17 protein-coding genes are annotated in these 19,026 nt (G+C 47.4%); 3 read left to right on the top strand and 14 right to left on the bottom strand.

The window, feature by feature from the left end:
- Positions 1-35 precede the first annotated feature (35 nt).
- The 10 genes from FD09_RS00400 to FD09_RS15810 form a co-directional block, all read right to left on the bottom strand.
- Entirely contained in the window at positions 36-1,022 is a 987-nt protein-coding gene (locus tag FD09_RS00400) for a LacI family DNA-binding transcriptional regulator (RefSeq protein ID WP_057817142.1), read from the bottom strand.
- Between the two features lie 146 nt (positions 1,023-1,168).
- Positions 1,169-2,182, bottom strand: coding sequence for an SIS domain-containing protein (locus FD09_RS00395; RefSeq protein ID WP_057817140.1), 1,014 nt, complete (start codon positions 2,180-2,182; stop codon positions 1,169-1,171).
- Between the two features lie 24 nt (positions 2,183-2,206).
- On the bottom strand, positions 2,207-3,040 hold the full coding sequence (locus FD09_RS00390; RefSeq protein ID WP_057817138.1) for a PTS system mannose/fructose/sorbose family transporter subunit IID: 834 nt from the start codon (positions 3,038-3,040) through the stop codon (positions 2,207-2,209).
- Complete coding sequence (locus FD09_RS00385) at positions 3,030-3,833, bottom strand: PTS mannose/fructose/sorbose/N-acetylgalactosamine transporter subunit IIC (protein WP_057817136.1); 804 nt, start codon at positions 3,831-3,833, stop codon at positions 3,030-3,032. The genes FD09_RS00390 and FD09_RS00385 overlap by 11 nt, the downstream gene beginning before the upstream one ends.
- A gap of 1 nt (position 3,834) precedes the next feature.
- Positions 3,835-4,314 carry a PTS sugar transporter subunit IIB gene (locus FD09_RS00380; protein ID WP_057817134.1) on the bottom strand — a complete coding sequence of 160 codons (480 nt, stop codon included), beginning with the start codon at positions 4,312-4,314 and terminating at the stop codon, positions 3,835-3,837.
- 13 nt (positions 4,315-4,327) lie between these two features.
- Positions 4,328-4,747, bottom strand: a complete 420-nt coding sequence (locus FD09_RS00375) for a PTS sugar transporter subunit IIA (protein ID WP_057817132.1) — start codon at positions 4,745-4,747, stop codon at positions 4,328-4,330.
- Positions 4,748-4,757: 10 nt separating this feature from the next.
- On the bottom strand, positions 4,758-5,867 hold the full coding sequence (locus FD09_RS00370; RefSeq protein WP_083487360.1) for an SIS domain-containing protein: 1,110 nt from the start codon (positions 5,865-5,867) through the stop codon (positions 4,758-4,760).
- A 143-nt stretch (positions 5,868-6,010) separates the two neighbouring features.
- Positions 6,011-6,766 carry a GntR family transcriptional regulator gene (locus tag FD09_RS00365; protein ID WP_057817128.1) on the bottom strand — a complete coding sequence of 252 codons (756 nt, stop codon included), beginning with the start codon at positions 6,764-6,766 and terminating at the stop codon, positions 6,011-6,013.
- Positions 6,759-7,487 (bottom strand): GntR family transcriptional regulator, encoded by a 729-nt coding sequence (locus FD09_RS00360; protein ID WP_057817126.1) that lies wholly within the window; start codon positions 7,485-7,487, stop codon positions 6,759-6,761. Before FD09_RS00360 ends, FD09_RS00365 begins: the two co-directional genes overlap by 8 nt.
- A gap of 351 nt (positions 7,488-7,838) precedes the next feature.
- Positions 7,839-10,337 carry an EndoS/ChiA family endoglycosidase gene (locus FD09_RS15810; protein WP_083487357.1) on the bottom strand — a complete coding sequence of 833 codons (2,499 nt, stop codon included), beginning with the start codon at positions 10,335-10,337 and terminating at the stop codon, positions 7,839-7,841.
- A gap of 330 nt (positions 10,338-10,667) precedes the next feature.
- Here FD09_RS15810 and licT point away from each other — a divergent pair, with 330 nt between their 5' ends.
- From licT to FD09_RS00340, 3 genes are all read left to right on the top strand, one after another.
- Positions 10,668-11,495, top strand: coding sequence for a BglG family transcription antiterminator LicT (gene licT / locus FD09_RS00350; RefSeq protein ID WP_057817124.1), 828 nt, complete (start codon positions 10,668-10,670; stop codon positions 11,493-11,495).
- A gap of 101 nt (positions 11,496-11,596) precedes the next feature.
- Positions 11,597-13,519, top strand: coding sequence for a beta-glucoside-specific PTS transporter subunit IIABC (locus FD09_RS00345; RefSeq protein ID WP_057817123.1), 1,923 nt, complete (start codon positions 11,597-11,599; stop codon positions 13,517-13,519).
- Positions 13,519-14,517 carry an ADP-ribosylglycohydrolase family protein gene (locus FD09_RS00340; protein ID WP_057817121.1) on the top strand — a complete coding sequence of 333 codons (999 nt, stop codon included), beginning with the start codon at positions 13,519-13,521 and terminating at the stop codon, positions 14,515-14,517. The genes FD09_RS00345 and FD09_RS00340 overlap by 1 nt, the downstream gene beginning before the upstream one ends.
- Before the next feature lie 134 nt (positions 14,518-14,651).
- Here FD09_RS00340 and FD09_RS00335 read toward each other — a convergent pair whose 3' ends face one another.
- From FD09_RS00335 to FD09_RS00320, 4 genes are read right to left on the bottom strand one after another with little or no spacing between them, the layout of a single operon-like run.
- The gene (locus FD09_RS00335; protein ID WP_057817119.1) at positions 14,652-15,893 is read right to left on the bottom strand and encodes a dicarboxylate/amino acid:cation symporter; all 1,242 of its coding nucleotides are present in this window, start codon (positions 15,891-15,893) and stop codon (positions 14,652-14,654) included.
- Between the two features lie 39 nt (positions 15,894-15,932).
- Positions 15,933-16,898 carry a carbamate kinase gene (gene arcC / locus FD09_RS00330; protein WP_057817117.1) on the bottom strand — a complete coding sequence of 322 codons (966 nt, stop codon included), beginning with the start codon at positions 16,896-16,898 and terminating at the stop codon, positions 15,933-15,935.
- Between the two features lie 21 nt (positions 16,899-16,919).
- The gene (locus FD09_RS00325; protein ID WP_157053631.1) at positions 16,920-18,203 is read right to left on the bottom strand and encodes an MFS transporter; all 1,284 of its coding nucleotides are present in this window, start codon (positions 18,201-18,203) and stop codon (positions 16,920-16,922) included.
- Positions 18,193-19,026: an oxamate carbamoyltransferase subunit AllH family protein gene (locus tag FD09_RS00320; RefSeq protein WP_057817113.1), complete on the bottom strand. Its 834-nt coding sequence runs from the start codon at positions 19,024-19,026 to the stop codon at positions 18,193-18,195. The genes FD09_RS00325 and FD09_RS00320 overlap by 11 nt, the downstream gene beginning before the upstream one ends.

Genomic DNA, 19,026 nt, shown 5'->3' with positions numbered 1-19,026 from the left:
GCGGTGACGTATACGTTTACGTCACCGGTAAAAAATTATACTGACTGCCGTTCTACAATCGTATGCGGTAGAATTTCCGATTGAATCGGTATATTGTCTGCCGCAGCACTCATGATTTTGTTGCCAGCCTTTTCACCCATCTGGAAAAAGGGCTGGCTAATCGCCGTGAGTGCCGGGTTGGCCATTCTCGCCACCCGCGTATTGTCGTACCCGATCACGGCAATGTCGGCGGGCACTTGCAGTCCCTCTTGGATCGCCGTGTTCATGATCCCAATGGCCGTATCATCCGATACAGAAAAGACTGCCTCAGGCCGATTACTAAGTTGGAAATAGTGCTTCATGGCGTGGATCCCGGCCTCAAATGAAAAGTCGCCGTAAAAAATCCAATTCGGATCGATCGGCAAGTGGTGCTTCATCATCGCGCGTTCGTATCCTTTGATCCGCGTCATTCCGGCAATCTTATCCGTGACATTGGGACCAGCAATCGCAATCTTTTGGTGGCCATGTTGAATTAAATATTCAGTGGCGTCGAAGGCTGCCGCCTCATCGTCAACTTTGATATACGGGATGCTGTCGTCTGACTGGGTGGAGACCAATACGACCGGAAAAGGCAGGCCGTTAATCTGCGTGATCACGTTCTGGGCCAGGGCAAACGACGCAATGACCAGGCCTTCCACCCGCCGTTCCGCCATAATGCTGATGATTTCACTGAGATTAATACCGTCCCCGCTGGCATGTGCAATAATGACGCCATACCCACGTTGCTGCGCCACCGACTCCAAGCCTTCAATGATGTCGCCATAAAACAGCGTCGATGACTTTGGCATAATTAACCCGATAATCCGCGCCGCACTTTTTTTGAGTCCAGCGGCCATCTCATTACGGTAATAATTCATATTTTCCGCAACGCGCATGACTTTCTTCCGGGTCTCTTCGGTGTACCCGCCTCTGTTGTTCAACACTCTGGAAACGGTGGCGATTGATACGCCGGCTTGGGTGGCGATGTCTTTGATGGTTGGCATTTGATTTCCTCCACGTAAACGTTTACTTGGTAAGGGTACCATAGGTCGGGGTGAATGCCAATATGGAATTAGAAATATTTGGCAAAAAGAGTGAGCAGATCATTTGCTCACAAAAGCAAATGGTCTGCTCACTCAAAAGGAACCTTCTAGTAATCAAATTGACGGTAGTAACGGCGGAAGTCCAGACTATGACCCGTATTTAACTCGTATAGTGCGGCGAGGCGTTCGGTTAAAATGGCAGTCACGATCATTGGCGAACAAATTTGACGAAAATCATCATCGATACCGTTGAAAACAAAGTCCTTGGTATCAAATACTTCAAACTTATCCGTGTGCTGTTTTGCAAATCTCTCCACACGTTCATCCAGTGGCCGATATTCGTCTTCACCCTTAACCAAGAATACTGGGAGTGTGTTATCAACTAATTCCAATGCGCCATGGAAAAATTCTGCGGAGGTGACTGGTCGTGTACGTACCCACTGCATTTCTTCCAGAATACACATTGAGAACAGCGCTGTTTCTCCCCACAACATCCCAGAACCGACAATCATGGTCAATGGCGCATCATGATATTTCTGCGCAATTATTTCCCCACGCGGTTCAAATTCATTTCTGAAGCGGAGCAAGTTTTCATGCAGAACTGCCATTTGATCCGCCCACCGTTTGTATTCTTTAAAGTGCCCCCATTGTTCATAGATGCGTAAGGTTAGCATAAAGTACATCAGGTAGGAATCCTCGCAATCACCCATTGGATTGTAAATCGACTTTTTCAACAATTTATCCAACGGTGTCGTTTCATCTTTCGTAAATCCGTAAACATCAATGTCCTTGCGGTTGCAGTATTTAACCGCTTCAAGAATTTCCTTAGTGGTCCCTGACGCTGATGCAGTAAGAACCAGTGATTTTTGGCTCAAATATGGTTTGTCCTTACTCAATACGAACTCTGCCGCGTTTTCCAAATACACTGGAAAATTGGAAAGCCGGCGCAGATACATTGCTACCGGATACCATTCCATCCATGTGCCACCAATTCCGACCATCACAACATTGTCGTAATCCTTTTGTGCTAGCTCGTCGGCAAGTGCTTCGATATTTTGCCGTTGTGCGTAGGTTTCTTTACCGCCATTTAAATACTTATCAACATCAAAATTTTTTAACATTTCCAAAACCCCTTATTCGTCAGGTTATGCACCTAAGATTTTAAAATACGCCGCACCAATGCTGACAATCAAGATCAACAGCATGATCATTAACGGGTTAACCTTTTTCTTCAATAACCAATACATTAGGCCAAACAGCGCAAGCGTGGCCACGCCAGGAAAAATACCATCAATCAACGACTGAATGGAGGTTGAGCTTTTACCAATACCAATTTTGGTAACGAAATCAACCTTGACCATTTCCATCGTCATTGCGCCAACAACCATCATGCCAATAATTGAGGCATACTTTGTCAGCTTTGCCATTACTCCTGAACTCTGTACTTTGCCAATGACGCTTGAACCCAATCCATACCCCACAAATGTCCCATAATACCGAATCAAGTAATGTGGAATATTAAATACCAGGAAGAAAAGAATTGGTCCCAACAAATTTCCTTTAAGCGCTAAAGTTGTCCCGATACCGGTCGCAAGAATACGGAGTGTGCCCCAAAAGAAAGCATCACCAATTCCTGCTAAAGGCCCCATAAGGGCGAGCTTAACGTCACTGATCGATTGTTCATTGAATGTTGTATCTGCAGCATTTGTTTCCTCCATCGCTGCTGCAATGCCCAACGGCAACGTCACGATATACGGTGTCACGTTGTAAAGCTCAAGGTGCCGTTTTAAAGCCTTCGAGAAATCAGCCTTATCTGGATACAGCTTTTTCAATATTGGAATCAATGCCCATGCAAACCCGACGTTGCCCATTCGTTCATAGTTCCAGGAATGCTCATAGGGAATCGTGCGCCAAAATAATCGCTGAAGATCACTCTTGTGGATTGTCTTGTCGTATGCTGGTTTAAGACTAAAACTCATCGAACCCGCCTCCTTCTGCGTGTTGATTTGGAACGGCATTGCTTTCTGTTCCAGTTTTACTGGCACTCTCTTTATCGATGAAAATATACATAATGAGTGCGATTAAAACCGCAAAGATGGCAACTCCGGTGGTCGATATTTTTCCATAGGCGACCATGAAGAATCCCAGAAAGAAGAATGCGGCCACTTTCTTATTCATGATCATTTGGCCCAGCATTGCGAAACCAAGTGCCGGCAGCAGACCTGCAGCAATGTTCATACCTGTTTGAATAAAATCAGGCACATTGCCTAAGAGAGTCGTCACAAACGATGAGCCAAAGTAAAATGCTAGTGGTACAAAGATAATACCGCACCAGTTTTGGGCATAACCCGCTAGTAACATATTTCTAGTCATCGCGGCAGTATCGGCTTTCGCAGCGTTTTTATCAATTCGGTGAATCAAGATGAGCATTAACGGTTGACCAAAAGCTGTATTCATCGCCAGCATAATCGTTGCTACTGGAATACCTAGAGTTAACGATGCCGCCACCGAGGCGTGCGATTGGATTGCTAACGAAACGCCTAAAACCGTCCCCGCAATCAAATCTGGCGGATTATACGCACCAATTGATACAGCCCCTACCATGGCCAACTCTAATGTTGCGCCCATAATAATACCTTGATTGATATCTCCCATCACTAACCCAACAAGCGGGCCTAGGATAATGGGGCGTTGTACAAAGCTTGTACCGAGGAGCCATTCAGAATATCCAAGAAGCGTGATTAAGAAAATCAACACTGTTTTGATGATCATTTTATGACACCTCTTTTAGCACCTTTGCTGCGCTAATCTTTACCTCTGACGGAACCATCTGAATATAAAGATCATATCCCTCGTTGACCATCTTCTTGAGCAGTTCTGCGTCTTGATGATTTAGGAAAACACTCTTGCTCACTTGTACTTTCCCCTCCCCATAGGCGATATTGCCCACGTTGATCTGCTTCATTTCCACTGCTTTCGCAATTTGTTCCGCAATTGATAGGGTTTCGCAGATAATGAAGAGTTTATATTTGTCCGTGACGCCACTCGTCAAAGCCTGGATCGCCTCTTCAGTATTTTTCACAACCACCTTAGTACCTTCAGGTTTTGCCAGAAGCAATGATTGCATGCGTAATGGATCATCTTTTACCGTATCACTGACCAATAATAGTGCATCAGCGCCGATTGCCTGCGTCCACGAGAATGCGACTTGACCGTGCAATAGTCGATAATCAACGCGAATCATCTTAATCATGTTTTCTTCCCTCCTAAAAACTGTCAAAGTCAGTAACTGACTGATTTGTTGAGTTGTCGCAGTTCACAATTCCTTTTTTCCCCGCCTCAACGCTTTCCTCAATTGCTGTTTCTGTACTACCACCATTCAGACTCATCATTAACTGCAAAAGCATCGGCATGTTTACCCCAGTCACCAGATGAAGATTGTTACGTCCGTGGCATAACTGTTGGAGGTCGTTATTCACACTCCCGCCAAAAACATCAGTCGCGAACACAATATCCTCATTTTGAAATTCCGCAATCACTTGCTTGAATTTGGATTTTGGATCTAAGCAATCATCTGTATAGGCCGGTACAGCCATCAGTTTTTCTTGCTTCCCTAAAATGAACTCAATAGAGTCCTTCAGTCCCTTAGCCAAATACCCATGTGTAGCAATCACAACCTCAGTCACTGTGTTAGCCTCATTTCTGTTGATCTTTTTCCCACTCTTGCTGAATAGATTTCAGTTCTTTTTGGTAGTCCTGCGTTTTGATCGCAATCTTCTGATCAAACTCGGCAAAGAATGGTGTTGTTTCCCATGTTTGACCGATATCCGCCATCTCTGCTGAAATTAATTGAATCACTGGCAACGTGAGCAAAGGGACTAACTCGGAACTTGAAGCTCCAGGAATATTGATGACATCGTTTGGAACCTTTTCCGAGAAATAACGTGATGTGACAAAATGGATATTTGGTGTAATCAAATGTAGTGCGGTAAATACTTCATCAAATCGAGAAGCCGTATTCAAATCATCTAGCAAAAACACCGTATAATCCGGTGACAACTGCATATCTGGTCCATGAAGAAATTCTTCCGGCTCATAGTACATGGCGGGCCGCTTCAAGGCCTCTTGAAACTTTAAAGCGCCCTCTTTTGCGACGCCATAATTTGGTCCATTGCCTACAAAGAATGCGGGTTGTTGCTGCGCTAACTGCAGCTTGTGCTTCTTGATGTACGCTTCCGCTGTGTTGATTACTGTGTCTTGATCGCGGATAGTGTTACCAAGGTCTTTCAACGTGCTTTCAGAAATACCGTCGCTACCAAGAGCTAAGCCAAACATCAAAAAGAACTCAACTAGGGTTTGGACACCCATTGTGACAAAATCAACGTATTCATTACCGACACCATAATCAAAAATCCGATCGGAATATTCACGCATTGGCGATTCAATATTTCCTGTCAATGAAACCGTCTCAATGCCTTCATCTTGAAAATACTTAAGCGCCGCGATAATGTTCGTTGAGGCACCGCTTTGGGAAATCACGATGACAAAACTATGCTCATCAATTAATGCGCCACCAGCGAGTATCGATTCAGGTGTAATAGTGATGACATTCTTACCGGTAGCCTTCATCAAGTATTGAGCAACCATCATCGCCCCATTTAATGATGATCCAGAAGCCACCAGGACCAACGAGCTAACTGTCCTCTTCCGATATACACGGACAATCCCTCTGACTAACCTTTCTCCTTGAGATTGGTTCTTTGCTAACTGTTCGGGTGAATAACGGACGTAATCCTGCATCCGCATAAAAATTCACTCCCTTCAAAGTGGTTCTATTTGTAATTCGGTTTCACCAATTAATATACCACCGCAAAAAGTAAATGCAAGCGCTTTTTCTGGGAAAATAAAAAAACCGCGAAATTTATTCGCAGTTTTTTTCTAATTGCCTGTCAGATAGAGGGTTTTACAACGGTAAATTTCAGATTCACCTTTTCCGGATTTAAAAAACTTTCCGTATATTCCACAAGGCGGCCTTCCTGATCTGCACTTTGGTACTGAATCAAATAAAGCCAATCACCCTTGTCTACTTGTAATAAAGTTGCTTCCTTTTCCATTGCGCGCAAGGTTTGTATTCGTTGATAAACATGACGGGGTTGCGCTCCTTTGGAGTTCATGTAGTCATAAAGCCCAATTGTCTGAAAGTCAATCTCCATCGCATTAGCAAACAAACTTCCAGGCAAGTAATTATATTCGACAGCAAAGGGTTCATTATCAATATTTCGTACCCGATGAAGTCCAAAGATCTCGTCGTCTGCTGAGAGTCCCAACTTTTTTGCCAAGAAATGCGACCGCACGATCATTTCTCGTCCTAAAATCTGGTTACTGACTTTTATTCCGTTTTTTGCCAATAACTCAGAAATACCCGCATTCGATTGCTCGTTCGTGAAGGCTAAATCGAAATAGTACTTATCACCGACCCCATGTGATTTTACGTAGGTGCCGCTTCCTTGTTTGCGGATCAAAAAACCGCGCGAAACCAAGTTGTTAATTGCCCGTTTAACCGTCATTCGATTAACCCCATAAGTACTGGCCAATTCGCGTTCACCTGGAAGACGCTCACCCGGCAGATATTCTTGTCCCACAATCTTATTCTCTATAAGGCTTTCGATTTGTATGTAAAGGGGCGCCTTAAACTCATTATTCAACAAATCCATCCACCTTTGTATTGATATCTTGATCAGGCTGCACAATTACACTGAATCTAGGCAAGATACTCGATTTTAGTTCCACAAAAATAGAATTGTCTTTGCTTACAAATAGCGAATGCCTGTCAACGACAACTTCTCCTCGGTGCACCTTAAGCAGCTGTGCCATTTTTTCATCAGCATGCTCCAGATTGACCTGCTGATATTCCTCGGAAAAGGCCTCACTGAATTGTTTCCCGACGAACAACAGGATTGATTGATAATGCAGGTTCGCGACAGTTTCGTCATCCAGTGCCTTCGTTGGCAATACGGCCGTTTCAATTCCAATTGGTGTATTCGAATCCGCCAAAGTTCGTATATAGGATACTTTGCGCACATTTGTTCCAAGTGGTTGCATGAGCTCTTGAGATTGCACTTTGTTGGTCTCAAAGCTCGTATCCAGAACAACATTGTTTTGAGTCCGCCAGGATTGTTTTCCCATAATCTCAAGGGTTTCAAAATCTTCTTTGGTCGGCAATAAGCGATACTCTTTTCCGTCTCGCTGGATAATTTCGCGATTTTCCAAAATCGTGATTGCATTACGAATCGTATTCCGTGATACTTCGTATTCCACTGATAATTGGCGCTCTGATGACAAGATTTGATCGAATTTGCCTGGCTGTTCAAAAATCCGATACTGAATATCCTTAGCAATCCACTCGCCCTTCGAAATAATTCCCATTTTTTCCTCCCAAACTCGTACACTTAAGTCTTACTCATCACAAATGGTACCAGAAACAATCCAATGTCGATAGCTATGATACCTCACATATGTCAGATCTGTCACCATGCGCAAAATTGTGCGTTGAATGCACCGTTCAACAGATATTAAACTTGGAATGACCAATCTTATTGTTGGAACATGATTCCGGAGTGGACTCAACTGGTATTCCACTTCCTACAAATATTCCTTGCTGATCGGCATTCTTTGATTGACTAATTTTTACCAGTTCTCGAAAACCATCAGCCTATGCAAAAATAGTCCCCAGAAAAGTCTGAGGACTATCCGTTGACTTCACACTAGCTCACGAAATTAATAAATCCGCACAAACCGATTGGTCGCCACTTGATAATACAAATGTCCTAAACGCGACACTGCACTAGTAACGCGCCAGCTGGTTTGGGCACCGAGAACCGCGTTCACAGTGTTGCCTTGATTGTCATACAACTGGACAGTTTGTTTGCCGACGTTGTAAACAATCACGCCGTCTGCTGCTTGCACGTATAGATCTTTGGCTACCTGGTAATACGCATGGCCGCTGATCCATTTCACACCTGTGATGCGCCATTCGGTTTTAGCTGCTAATGTGCGGCTCTGCTTTTCACCAGCGCCATTATACAAGGCAGCTCCTTTGGCACCAGCCTTAAAAATACCGGAAGTAGGTGTCGGAGTCACAGTCACGTCTTTAGCGTTAACCCATTGCCGATCCGCGACCAGGTAATAGTCCCCGGCCCGAGCGGTATAACGCCAGGCGGTGCCGTTCTTAAGAGTCTGCACCTTTTGGCCGTTGGTTAGGTTATCAACGGTACCAGCGCCTTGATCATTAGTCACTTGGACGATCCCAGTTTCGTCGACAACTGTTGTCAGGGTGACATCACTGGCTTTCAACCAACCATTAGCACCGACTTGGTAGTAGGTGTCGCCGTTGCCCGTGACCGCTTTGCGCGCAGTCCGCCAAGCAGAACCGAGCATCAACCCGGCCAGTTTGCCGTCTTCCTTAAATTGGTCGTTATAGGCGTACTGGCTGGCCTTGGTTGTTTGGACGTAAATGATTTCGTTGATATCAGTGAATTTCGTCGAGGTATCGGCAACCACAGTGATGGTCCGCGTATAGGTTGCTGTCCGACTAAACTCATTGGTTATCGTATAGGTCAAAGTGTACGTACCTGCTTTACTGGTATCCACTTTGCCGACAATTTGCCAATCTTTGACCGGAATCTTGGTCGTGTAATTATTGTTTGTCCACGCATAGATCCCATCAGTCGGATCAAAGTCATGGCCTTGGGTCACAGTAGCGTCTTTCACCCAGTTTGTAGCAAACGTGAAAGCAGGATCAGGATACTGTACTGGTGGTGTCGGCGGTACTGGCCGCGTGGACGCAGCCTTTTCGATTTGCTGAACACCCTGCGTAGCAGCAGTATTGGCGCCAGCGACATCAGTCGCCCCATTGACGGCCTTCTTAGCTGCCGCGACGGCATTATCCACATTAGTTTGGGCTGTTTTCTTCGCCCAATCTGACCAGGTGGTTTGGCCGTCGATGGCGACCTTGGCAGCTGTTGCGGCTGCGTCGATGTTGGCTAAGGCCGCTTGCTTGGCTGCATCAAGAGCCGCGGCGTCTTCCATTTGTTTCTTAACAGCAAGCGGATCAAAGGTGGGGCTGAGGGATTGATCGTATACAGTGTTTAAGAACGCTTTGTTCACATCATAGATGTTTGTGCCATTAGTGATGGTTTCTTGAGCGGTCTTAATTTGGTCCGCCGTCCATTGGCCCTTGTTTTGGTCTAAATAGTAATTTGCGATCGCTTTGGCCTGATCTAACGTAACTCTCTTAACCTCTTCGAGAGCTGCCTTAGTCCAGGAGAAAGTGGTTGGTAAAATACTGTTAATATCCGCGTCGTGGTCCCGTCCGTCACGGTCTACTGCGTAAAGGAACATGCCGCCTAGATTATTTTCCCGTGTGTACTTGGCAATGTCATAGATATTACTTCCTACATAGTCAGGCTTAGTATCTCCCCAATCAGTGGTGTCCTGTTCCTCAGGGAACGAATTTCCTACCAAGAATTTATCCTTGGTAAATCCAATTCCCTCATACGCCGCCACGGCTCTGGCAGTCCGGTTTGATCTAGCGCCATATTGTTGATACCCAAGATAATTGAACGCATCTTTAACATTTTGAAACGGATTCATGTTTGTCCCGTTTGTGTCGTAAATAAACCGAGTATCTGGGTTTCCGGATTTTGGCCCGATATACTTGGATAGTGCATTAACCACACCGTCAGAAAGCTTTACTTGCGCAGGGGTGGTCTCGTACACTTGTTTCTCCATGTCAATATCAATACCGTCTAATCCCCATTGTTCAGATAAATCATGTAGCAACCCCTTGGCGTATGTGTCAAACTGTTCATCCGTTGGGTCGCTACCATATTGTTTGGAAATATTCGTTAAGCCGCTGTAATCTAATGCTCGAACCAGTTTTACCCCACGCGCATGCATAGCCGGCACATAAGTCGACTTCAACGTATCAAAAAACTGTTTTTCCATCCCTGCTTGCTCGGGTGGTACATAACTGAATACATTGACAATATCAATACCAGTCGGTAAGTCCGTCATTGCAATAGTGTTTTTATCCGGTAAGTTTGTATTCACACCTTGCATTTCCTTGTCTCGCCACGCCCGATAATAAACCATAAACTGTGGAGCTTGCTCCGTCGTATCAGCCGCGTGCGCAGTCCCACCATGGCCGGCCAGCATTAGTGCCAACATCCCTGCTGCGGCAGCTAACGCAAGACCTACCTTAAACATTTTCTTCATTTCGATGTTTCCTCCATTCGTCTTGAAAAACAGAGAAATCCTTCCCACTTGCTCTCGTCCCCGACTCCTTTGACCGCCTCCTATTTATTTTCTGTAAAGCACCACAGCCTTATCATATAGCGCTTACATTTTGAATGTAAGCGATTAATCTTAGGATTTCGCGCACATAATTAAGATGTTGCACTCATCTTTCTGGCTACTGTCAAGTACAAATCGATGGTTAACGCTTTATTTACGAAACTTATCGGCAAATTAGCAATTTAAAATTCTGATTAATATGATAAACTGTGGGCATCGAAGGGACGACACAGCAAAAATGGAGCGAGCATCTTGAAAATCAAAAAAATATTTAACAACAACGTCATTCTGGCCCGTACCACCACTGGACTCGACGAAGTTGTACTCGGTCGGGGAATTGCTTTTCAGTCCAAAATAGGCGATCCGGTCAATGAAGCAAAAATTGATCGGGTTTTCGTGGCTGATTCGCCTGATACGACCAACAAATATGTACAGCTGTTGGCCGAAGTGCCTGTGAACCACTTGAAGTTGGCGGACAAGATCGTCGAAGAAGCACAAACGGAACTTCACTGTGTATTTAATGACATGACGTACATCGGGATTGCTGACCACATCAATTATGCTTTGCAGCGATACCACGCTGATCAGTCACTCACGAATTCTTTATTGTGGGAAATTAAGCATATTTATCCCCAAGAGTTCCAGGCTGCACTACACGCCCTTGACACCATCGAATACTACGAAAATATCCAGATGCCGGAGGATGAAGCAGGTTTTATCGCCCTGCATTTCGTTAATGGTCAGGAGAATCAGACCCAAAACGATGCGGAAGTTGCCGTGGAAATTATTGCTAACGTGACCCAAATCGTTGAACGTTTCTTTACTATTCAACTGGACCAAGATTCCTTGAATTATTCACGGTTTGTAGTGCATTTGCGCTACTTCATCCAGCATGTATTGAAAAACAAAGCATCTCGATACACTCAATCCGAACTTTATCATCAGATCAAAAAAGTTTATCCGGAGGCTACCAAATGTGTGGCGGATGTGGTACATTATTTGGGGAATCGGTTGCACACCACTGTGGATAAGGAAGAACAGGCCTACCTCATTCTGCACGTGCAGCGCCTAATTCAATAATATTGTTGAGATTGTAACCTCACGGGCAATACTCAAGCAGGGAAGAGTTTTCTTTTCGTGTTTGAGTATTGCCCGTTTTTTAGTCTAAGGAGGAGAAAAAAGTGGTTGATAGTCAGAAACTGGCCAGCTTCATCATCAAAAACGTGGGCGGCCCCAGTAACATTAGTTCCGTCACGCACTGTATGACCCGATTGCGTTTTGTGCTGCATGATTACAACAAGCCAGATCCCGCTATTCTTGAAACATCGCCCGACATTTTGACGGCGCAAACCGCACCTGGTCAGTATCAAGTCGTTATCGGCACAGGTGTGGCTGCGGTTTATGACCAGGTAATGCGCAAGCTGGGGCTTTCGGAAGAAGCTGCCGAGAAACAGGAACCCAAGGGTGCTTTGAACAAACTCATTGCAATTATTACGAAAAGCATCACTCCGGTGCTGGGGATCTTAACTGCCTCTGGTCTGCTGCAGGGCATTCTCGCATTACTAGTGGCCACACATGTGGTTAGTGAAACCAATGGGGCCTACATTATTCTGCACGCCCTTGGTCAGGCCGCCTTTTACTTCTTCCCAGTAATCTTGGGTTATACCAGTGCCAAGGCATTCGGCTTGAAACCCTTCGTTGGTCTACTACTGGGCGCCACTTTGGTCCTGCCTGAACTCACATCCGGGTTGGTGGCCAAACATGCCCTGTATACATTATTCTCGGATACGATTTTCGCAACCAAAGTGTATAAGACCTTCTTTGGCATTCCAATTTTGTTCCCGCAAGGCGGTTATGCATCAACTGTCATTCCAATTTTGTTTATTACGTTCTTCGCTTCCAAAGTACAAAAGGTCTTGCAACGGGTTATTCCGGAAATTCTTTCCCACAATTTGAATGATTTCCTCACGATCCTCATCGCTGGTCCTATCTCGATGTTAGTGATCGGACCAGTCACTAACGTTTTGGGCGTATTAATCACCAATGGTGTTGAACAGCTTTATGCTTTTGCCCCGCTGCTGGCTGCCATTGTCGTGGCCCTGCTCTATCAGCCGTTGGTCATTCTTGGACTGCACTGGGCTTTGACGGCGGTTGCCCTCGCCAACATGGGGTCTTTAGGGTATGACTTCAGTATCTTCCCCATGACCTTCACGGCCAACTTTGCTCAAACAGCAATTGTCCTAGCGGTCTTCTTGAAGACTCGGGATAAGAATCAAAAAGCATTGGCTATTCCAGCAATGATTTCCGGACTGTTCTGTATCATTGAACCCGCCATCTATGGTTTCAGCTTGCCGGTGAAAAAACGGTTCGTCTTTTCCATGTTAGGTGGCATGGCCGGTGGGATTATCATGGCTCTAGCTGGCGCACGCCAGTATGCCTTCTCATTTGGCGTACTCGGTTTCGTTTCGTACATCAATCCAAAGACCGGCAGCTTTGCTTTCGTTTGGATTGCATTGTTGGCCACGGCGGTGACTTTTGCCGTGTCCTTCCTGCTCACTTACTTCACTTTCAGCGAAACAAGCCCTGTCGCAAATGGTGCTGATCAACCGTTGCTGCACAATGAAAGGATTGCTGCACCCGTAGCGGGTACCGTTGAAGCAATCAGCAACTCCACCGATAAGGTTTTTGCTTCTGGTTCGATGGGCAAGGGTATCTTGTTGCACCCTACCAACAATGAGATCGTCGCACCGGTATCTGGCACAGTCACCGCTGTGGCAGGCGACGGGCATGCTATTGGACTCACGACGGCCAGTGGCACTGAGCTGTTAATCCATTTCGGCATTAATACCGCTGAATTAAAAGGTGAATGTTTCAAATCGCTCGTGACCCAAGGACAGACCATTAAACGTGGTGAACCGCTGGCCCAAGTGGACTTTCCTTTATTAGCACAAAAGCATTACAGCACGGAAACTTACCTTGTCGTGCCTAATTCCAAGGACTTTCTTGATATCTTGCCAACAACTAAAGCAAAGGTCAAAGCCGGTGACGATTTGCTTACAGTGATTCCATTTAATCACAGTCAGGAAACGGCGGTGGCTCAATAATGGCGCTAGTAGATCATATTTGGGGTACCTATGTCGGCTGTGCACTAGGGGATGCCATGGGGATGCCGACAGAGTGCTGGTCGCAGGATAAAATTGTCCAGCACTATCCTCAAGGTATTCATCAATTATTGCCGTCGGATGTCGACGACACTTTTGGCCGGACATTACAGGCTGGTGAAGTGACCGACGATACCATTAACACACTCATGATTCACGATATGATTGTCAAAAATCAGGGTCAAATCAATACGCAAGCGTATATTGATCATCTGACGGCTTGGTCAAACAATTCGGCCGTCGCCGCCTATGTATCTGGTCCTTCCACCGTCAAGGCATTAAAAGCATTAGCGGCCGGTGAACCGGTGCATCGGACTGGCATCACTGGTACCACGAACGGTGCTTCAATGAAAATTTCACCCATCGGCATTCTCGCTGATTACCGCAATCCTGACAAACTGATTAAGGATGTGTACACAGTTTGCGAACCGACCCACAACACGCGGGTGGCTTTGCAGGGTGCGAGTGCAGTGGCTGCTGCCGTCAGCTATGGTGTTCGGGGCGGCACAGAGATTGATCGGGTCTGGGAGATTGCGCAGGATTTCATTGACCGCAGCGCCACGACTGGGTTTGATTTTCCATCAGCCTCTCTCAGCTATCGATTGCAGTGGGCACGCAAAATCGTGACGGATGAAAGCAATATCGCCACTGCCTTGTCCCGGCTTTATCAAGAAGTGGGTACCGGCATGGAAACACTGCAAAGCATTCCGGCGGCATTTGCAGTGGTGCAATTGGCTGATGGCGATCCGGTGCGGGCGGCCGAGTTGAGCGCCGTGATCGGTTGGGATACTGACACAATCGGAGCAATCAGTGCGGCAATCTGCGGGGCATTGCATCCGACAGTACCGCCGCATTTCATCGATACACTGCAAACGGTGAATCATTTGGACTTCAAGAAATTGGCAGCAGAGATTTTACCGTTTGTTCAGGTTGTTGAATAAGCACGTAATGACAGTGCCTCTGTCGTATGTGTGAAGGTTCGAGACCACAATCTTCTTCACTATCAGATGGTACAAAAAATCCGGTCATTCAGCATTTTAAAGCTGAACGACCGGATTTTTGTTACAACGACCAGCTAAACACCATCCTCCACCAACGCAGCCTCTTTCGGAAAGTCAAGCGCATCATTCCAATGCCCCACAATCAGCGACGTGAACACATCAGAATCCACATTGAGGATCGTCCGCAACATGCCCACGAACCAGTCGATCCCAGCGAATAGTGCAATGCTTTCAATGGGCAGGCCCATCTGCGGGACCACGATGGTCAACGATACGAGTGCTGCGCCCGGGACAACGGCATTGGCTAACGATGCGAGTGTGGCCAACACCGCGACGTAGGCTAGTGTGCCCCAGGAATATTGCACATTGTAAATCTGGCTGATGGTTACCAGTGTGATGGCCATATGCATGGCGGAGCCGTTGGAATTCAGTGACATGCCCAGGCTCAATACGATTTGAGCAATTTCGTCTTTGACGCCGAGTTTTGTTTTGGTGTCTTTCAACGCCACTGGCAGCGTGATCGCCGACGAGGTAGTCGCCAGAGCCATCATCGACATACGGCTAATACGCCGGATCAGTGCGCCCAGCGGCAGCCGGGTCACTAATCCGATCACGATAAGCCATAAACCTAGGAATACGAGTGTGGCCAGTCCGTAAACGCCCAAGTATTTAATCATGGGTTTGATCACGGTTAACCCCATCTGGCCTGTCGTGGCGGCGAGTAGGGCGAATACCCCGATTGGCGCAATTTTCATCACCAGACCGACCATGCGGATCACGATACTGTTGATCTCCCGCAAGGTGTCCAGTAAATGGGTCGCCTTTTCTTGATGGACATACAAGGATAAAGCCAGTCCGAACACCAAGGAGAACACGATCGTCTGCACGATCGAGCCTTTGGCCATGGCATCGAAGACATTATTGGGGAAGAAGTCGAGGATAATTTGACTGATGCCCGGCATTTTACCCGCCGTGTATTGGGATTTGGCGGCGCCACTGAAGGACGCGCCGGCACCGGGGGTGAAGAGCACGGCCATGACAATGCCGAAGACCGCGGCGGCTAACGAAGAAATGAGGAAAATGACGACGGACTGGCCGATTATTTTGCCCGACCGTTTGATATTGAGACTACCTACCGCCTCGATCACTTGACCCATGACCAACAACACAATGCTCATCTGAATCAGTCGAATAAAGATGTCTCCGAGCAGTTTGATCGGGGCAATTGATTTGCCAAACAGCATGCCCGCAATAATACCCAGAATCATCGCCACAAAGATTTGAATCGACATGGACAACGGTTTTCTTTTGCGCATCTTGATTTCTCCTATTTCGTTGCCGCCAGTAGGTTAGGCCTACTTGGCCGGGACGGACTCTGGCCACCGGGTGATGACCGTGCCTGCACCGTGTTCAATAAAGTCTTCTAAACCATCCAAATAGGTGATAATTGCTTTGCCATCGGGCACATTTTCCACAAACTCTTTGGCCGCTGTGACTTTCGGCAGCATGGAGCCTTCCGCAAATTGCTTTTTGGCAATGAGCTTATTGAGTGCGTTGGCATCGATATGGGTAATCTCGCGTTGCGTGGGTTTGCCAAAGTCCAGATAGACATTCCCGACTGAAGTCAGAATCAGGAATTCGTCGGCATGGACTTGTTCGGCCAGTTTAGCTGCCGTGAAGTCTTTATCGATCACCGCTTCCACACCGACTAATTCGTCATCTTGTTCCACCACGGGGACGCCGCCGCCGCCAGCCGCGATAACAATTTGGCCCGCATCAATCAATGATTTAATGCCTTCGATTTCCAGAATCCGCACCGGTCGCGGGCTGGGCACAACCCGCCGCCAACCGCGGCCAGAATCTTCCCGATAGACAAACATGGGGTTTTGTAGATTGAGAATATCCACTTCTTCCTCTGTATAGAACGGACCAATGGGCTTGGTGGGCCGGGAGAAAGCCCGGTCATTACGGTCTACCACAGTTTGGGTCACCACCGGCACCACATCTTTATGGATTCCGGCACGGTGTAAATATTTTGCTAGGGAATTGCTCAGCCAATAGCCGATGCTGCCCTGGGTCATGGCACCGAGGGAGTCCAGCGGCAAGGCCGGGGTCTTGTCACTATCGCCGGCAATTTGCTGCAGCAATAGATTCCCGACTTGGGGACCGTTGCCGTGGGTGATGATGACTTTGTAGCCTTTCTCCACTAAGCGGACTAACAACTTAGCGGTACGCTCCACAGCCGCTTTTTGTGCTTCGTAGGTAGGGTCCTTTTCTAAGATGGCGTTGCCGCCTAATGCCACTACAATTGTTTTTTCCATCGTACACGTCCTTCTTTCCAATTAGTCCGTCGTCAAGTTGCGCTTGTCACTGGCAAAACTGAAGCAGATCAAGCCGACCAGTAGTAATCCAGCAGCCAGATAGAAACCGATTTGCATGGAGCCAAAGCTGTCGGCGATCCAGCCCGTGATGTACGGTGCGAGAATCGAGCCGCTCATGCCGATGAAGTTGTAAGCACTCAAGGCGGTGCCTAAAGCTGCCCGGGGGGCGTTTTTCGTCACGAAGGCCACCAGAATCGGGTCAATGGCTAATTTCCCAGTCAATCCGTAGACGATCAGGACCACTATGAGCAGGGTCCGGTTGGTGACAAACGCGATACCGAAGACCGCCAGCAGGGACAGCGGTACGAGCATTGAAATCATCAGTTTGGTCTTTTTGATTTTGTCGTAAATGCGGGCAAAGATGATGGCGCCAGGAATGGATGCCCACGGCACCAGGGAAGCAATGAAGCCGACACTGTTCCCTTCAAAACCGCGTTCTGCCTGTAAGAATTGCGGCAGCCACGTGATGATCACGAAGTTGGCATAGATGGAACAGAAGCAAAGAATGAAGGCGAGCAACAGGTTCCGGTTCTTGAATAAATCGATGACCTTGGTTTTCGCTGCTGGTTTTGCTGTTTCTGCCGCTGCCGCAGTGGCCGCACTATCCTGATCTTCCGGCCGTACGACTTTTTCTTTCAGTAACACCATGAAGAGCACACCGACAATAATTGTCGGAATCGCCATGATATAAAACGGTGTTTGCCAGGACATGCCGCGCTGCAGGACCAGATTACTGGACAGCAGATAGCCGCCTGACGTCCCAAAGGCCATCCCGCTGTTGATGATGGCGGTGCCCAGGGTCAGGTCCTTGGTCGGAATGGCTTCCGTCGATAGGGCATACTGCGGGCCGTAATATGTGCCCTGCCCCATGCCGGCCAATGCCCGGAATAATAAGAACATACCGAATGACGTGGCAATCCCGGTGAAGAATGTCATAATACCGAACACCAGGAAACCGACCATAATCACCAGTCGCCGGCCAAACTTGTCCCCCAATACGCCGAAGGGAATCTGGGTAACGGCGTAAGTCAGGAAGAAGATACTATTGGCCAAACCGAGTTGGGTATTGTTGATGTTGTATTCTTGTGCGATCAGAGTTTGGACCGGGTTGAGGATCGTGCGGTCCGCGTACATCAGGATCCAGCCCACGAAACAGAGGGCGACGACTTTCCACCAGTATCGTTGAGACACATTCATGGCTTGGTACCGGGCCTTGATTCCTCCCAAAGCTTTTTCATTTTCCATTTTCATTTCCTCCAAGAATCATGTGTGCGGCCAATACCATGCCCATGATCGTGTCATGCCCTGAGATATGGCCCATTGTCAGTACGGTGTGCATTCGTTTAGCAAGTTCATTTGCGGGAATATTGTCAGTGAGGGCTTGGAGCAGTGCCAGGATATCCGCACTCACATACCCGTCGAGCAAGGCGGTGATGTAATTCCGGCTGACCTGGGTGGTGGCCTGCTGATTCACCTTAGCCCGCAACGGTGCCGTAAACATTGCATTGGCCGGATGCTGAAGGGCTTGCAGGACACTCAGATAGCCCACGAGCATATCGTCGCCGCTGGGCGTTAGCCCTTTGCCCCGCCCAATCATGAAATCAATCGTGTGTGAAACACCTGTTCGCATCGGTGCAGTGAGTCCCTGCTTAACGACGTGATAATTTTCCTGTGACAAGCCAATATCCGCGCTGATCTGCATTTCGTTCGCTAACGCCGTCAACTGGGTCAAGCGATTGTGATCGACTATCATCCTGGGAATGCGCAGGTCCTTTTCCCCAAATTTATCCAGTGGGTACCGGAACATCCGCGACCGGGTGTAAATCGTCAATTGCCCCTGGCGAAAGATGACTTCGTCGTTGACTTGGACAGCCGCCAGCAGCGGTTCAATTTCACCATTGGCCAAAGTGATTCCAAACACCGACAGACCGCTGGCAATGCTGCCGATATGCAGCAGTTCATCATCAAACGCCACGTTGAGACTGTGCTGGAAAACACTGTCGACTTGCCCCAAGCCGCCACGCAAGAAAGAGCGGATGTAGTTGCTCCGCTCATTCTGCCCGGCCAT

Origin of the sequence: Schleiferilactobacillus perolens DSM 12744, assembly GCF_001435585.1 — a bacterium.
Classification (GTDB): Bacteria; Bacillota; Bacilli; order Lactobacillales; family Lactobacillaceae; genus Schleiferilactobacillus; species Schleiferilactobacillus perolens.
This window is presented reverse-complemented; position numbering and strand designations above follow the sequence as displayed.

Coding starts and splice junctions, on each gene's coding strand:
- FD09_RS00400 (WP_057817142.1), bottom strand. CDS start 1,022: ATGCCAACCATCAAAGACATCGCCACCCAAGCCGGCGTATCAATCGCC.
- FD09_RS00395 (WP_057817140.1), bottom strand. CDS start 2,182: ATGTTAAAAAATTTTGATGTTGATAAGTATTTAAATGGCGGTAAAGAA.
- FD09_RS00390 (WP_057817138.1), bottom strand. CDS start 3,040: ATGAGTTTTAGTCTTAAACCAGCATACGACAAGACAATCCACAAGAGT.
- FD09_RS00385 (WP_057817136.1), bottom strand. CDS start 3,833: ATGATCATCAAAACAGTGTTGATTTTCTTAATCACGCTTCTTGGATAT.
- FD09_RS00380 (WP_057817134.1), bottom strand. CDS start 4,314: ATGATTAAGATGATTCGCGTTGATTATCGACTATTGCACGGTCAAGTC.
- FD09_RS00370 (WP_083487360.1), bottom strand. CDS start 5,867: ATGCGGATGCAGGATTACGTCCGTTATTCACCCGAACAGTTAGCAAAG.
- FD09_RS00360 (WP_057817126.1), bottom strand. CDS start 7,487: ATGGGAATTATTTCGAAGGGCGAGTGGATTGCTAAGGATATTCAGTAT.
- FD09_RS15810 (WP_083487357.1), bottom strand. CDS start 10,337: ATGAAGAAAATGTTTAAGGTAGGTCTTGCGTTAGCTGCCGCAGCAGGG.
- FD09_RS00340 (WP_057817121.1), top strand. CDS start 13,519: ATGGCGCTAGTAGATCATATTTGGGGTACCTATGTCGGCTGTGCACTA.
- FD09_RS00335 (WP_057817119.1), bottom strand. CDS start 15,893: ATGCGCAAAAGAAAACCGTTGTCCATGTCGATTCAAATCTTTGTGGCG.
- arcC (WP_057817117.1), bottom strand. CDS start 16,898: ATGGAAAAAACAATTGTAGTGGCATTAGGCGGCAACGCCATCTTAGAA.
- FD09_RS00325 (WP_157053631.1), bottom strand. CDS start 18,203: ATGGAAAATGAAAAAGCTTTGGGAGGAATCAAGGCCCGGTACCAAGCC.
- FD09_RS00320 (WP_057817113.1), bottom strand. CDS start 19,026: ATGGCCGGGCAGAATGAGCGGAGCAACTACATCCGCTCTTTCTTGCGT.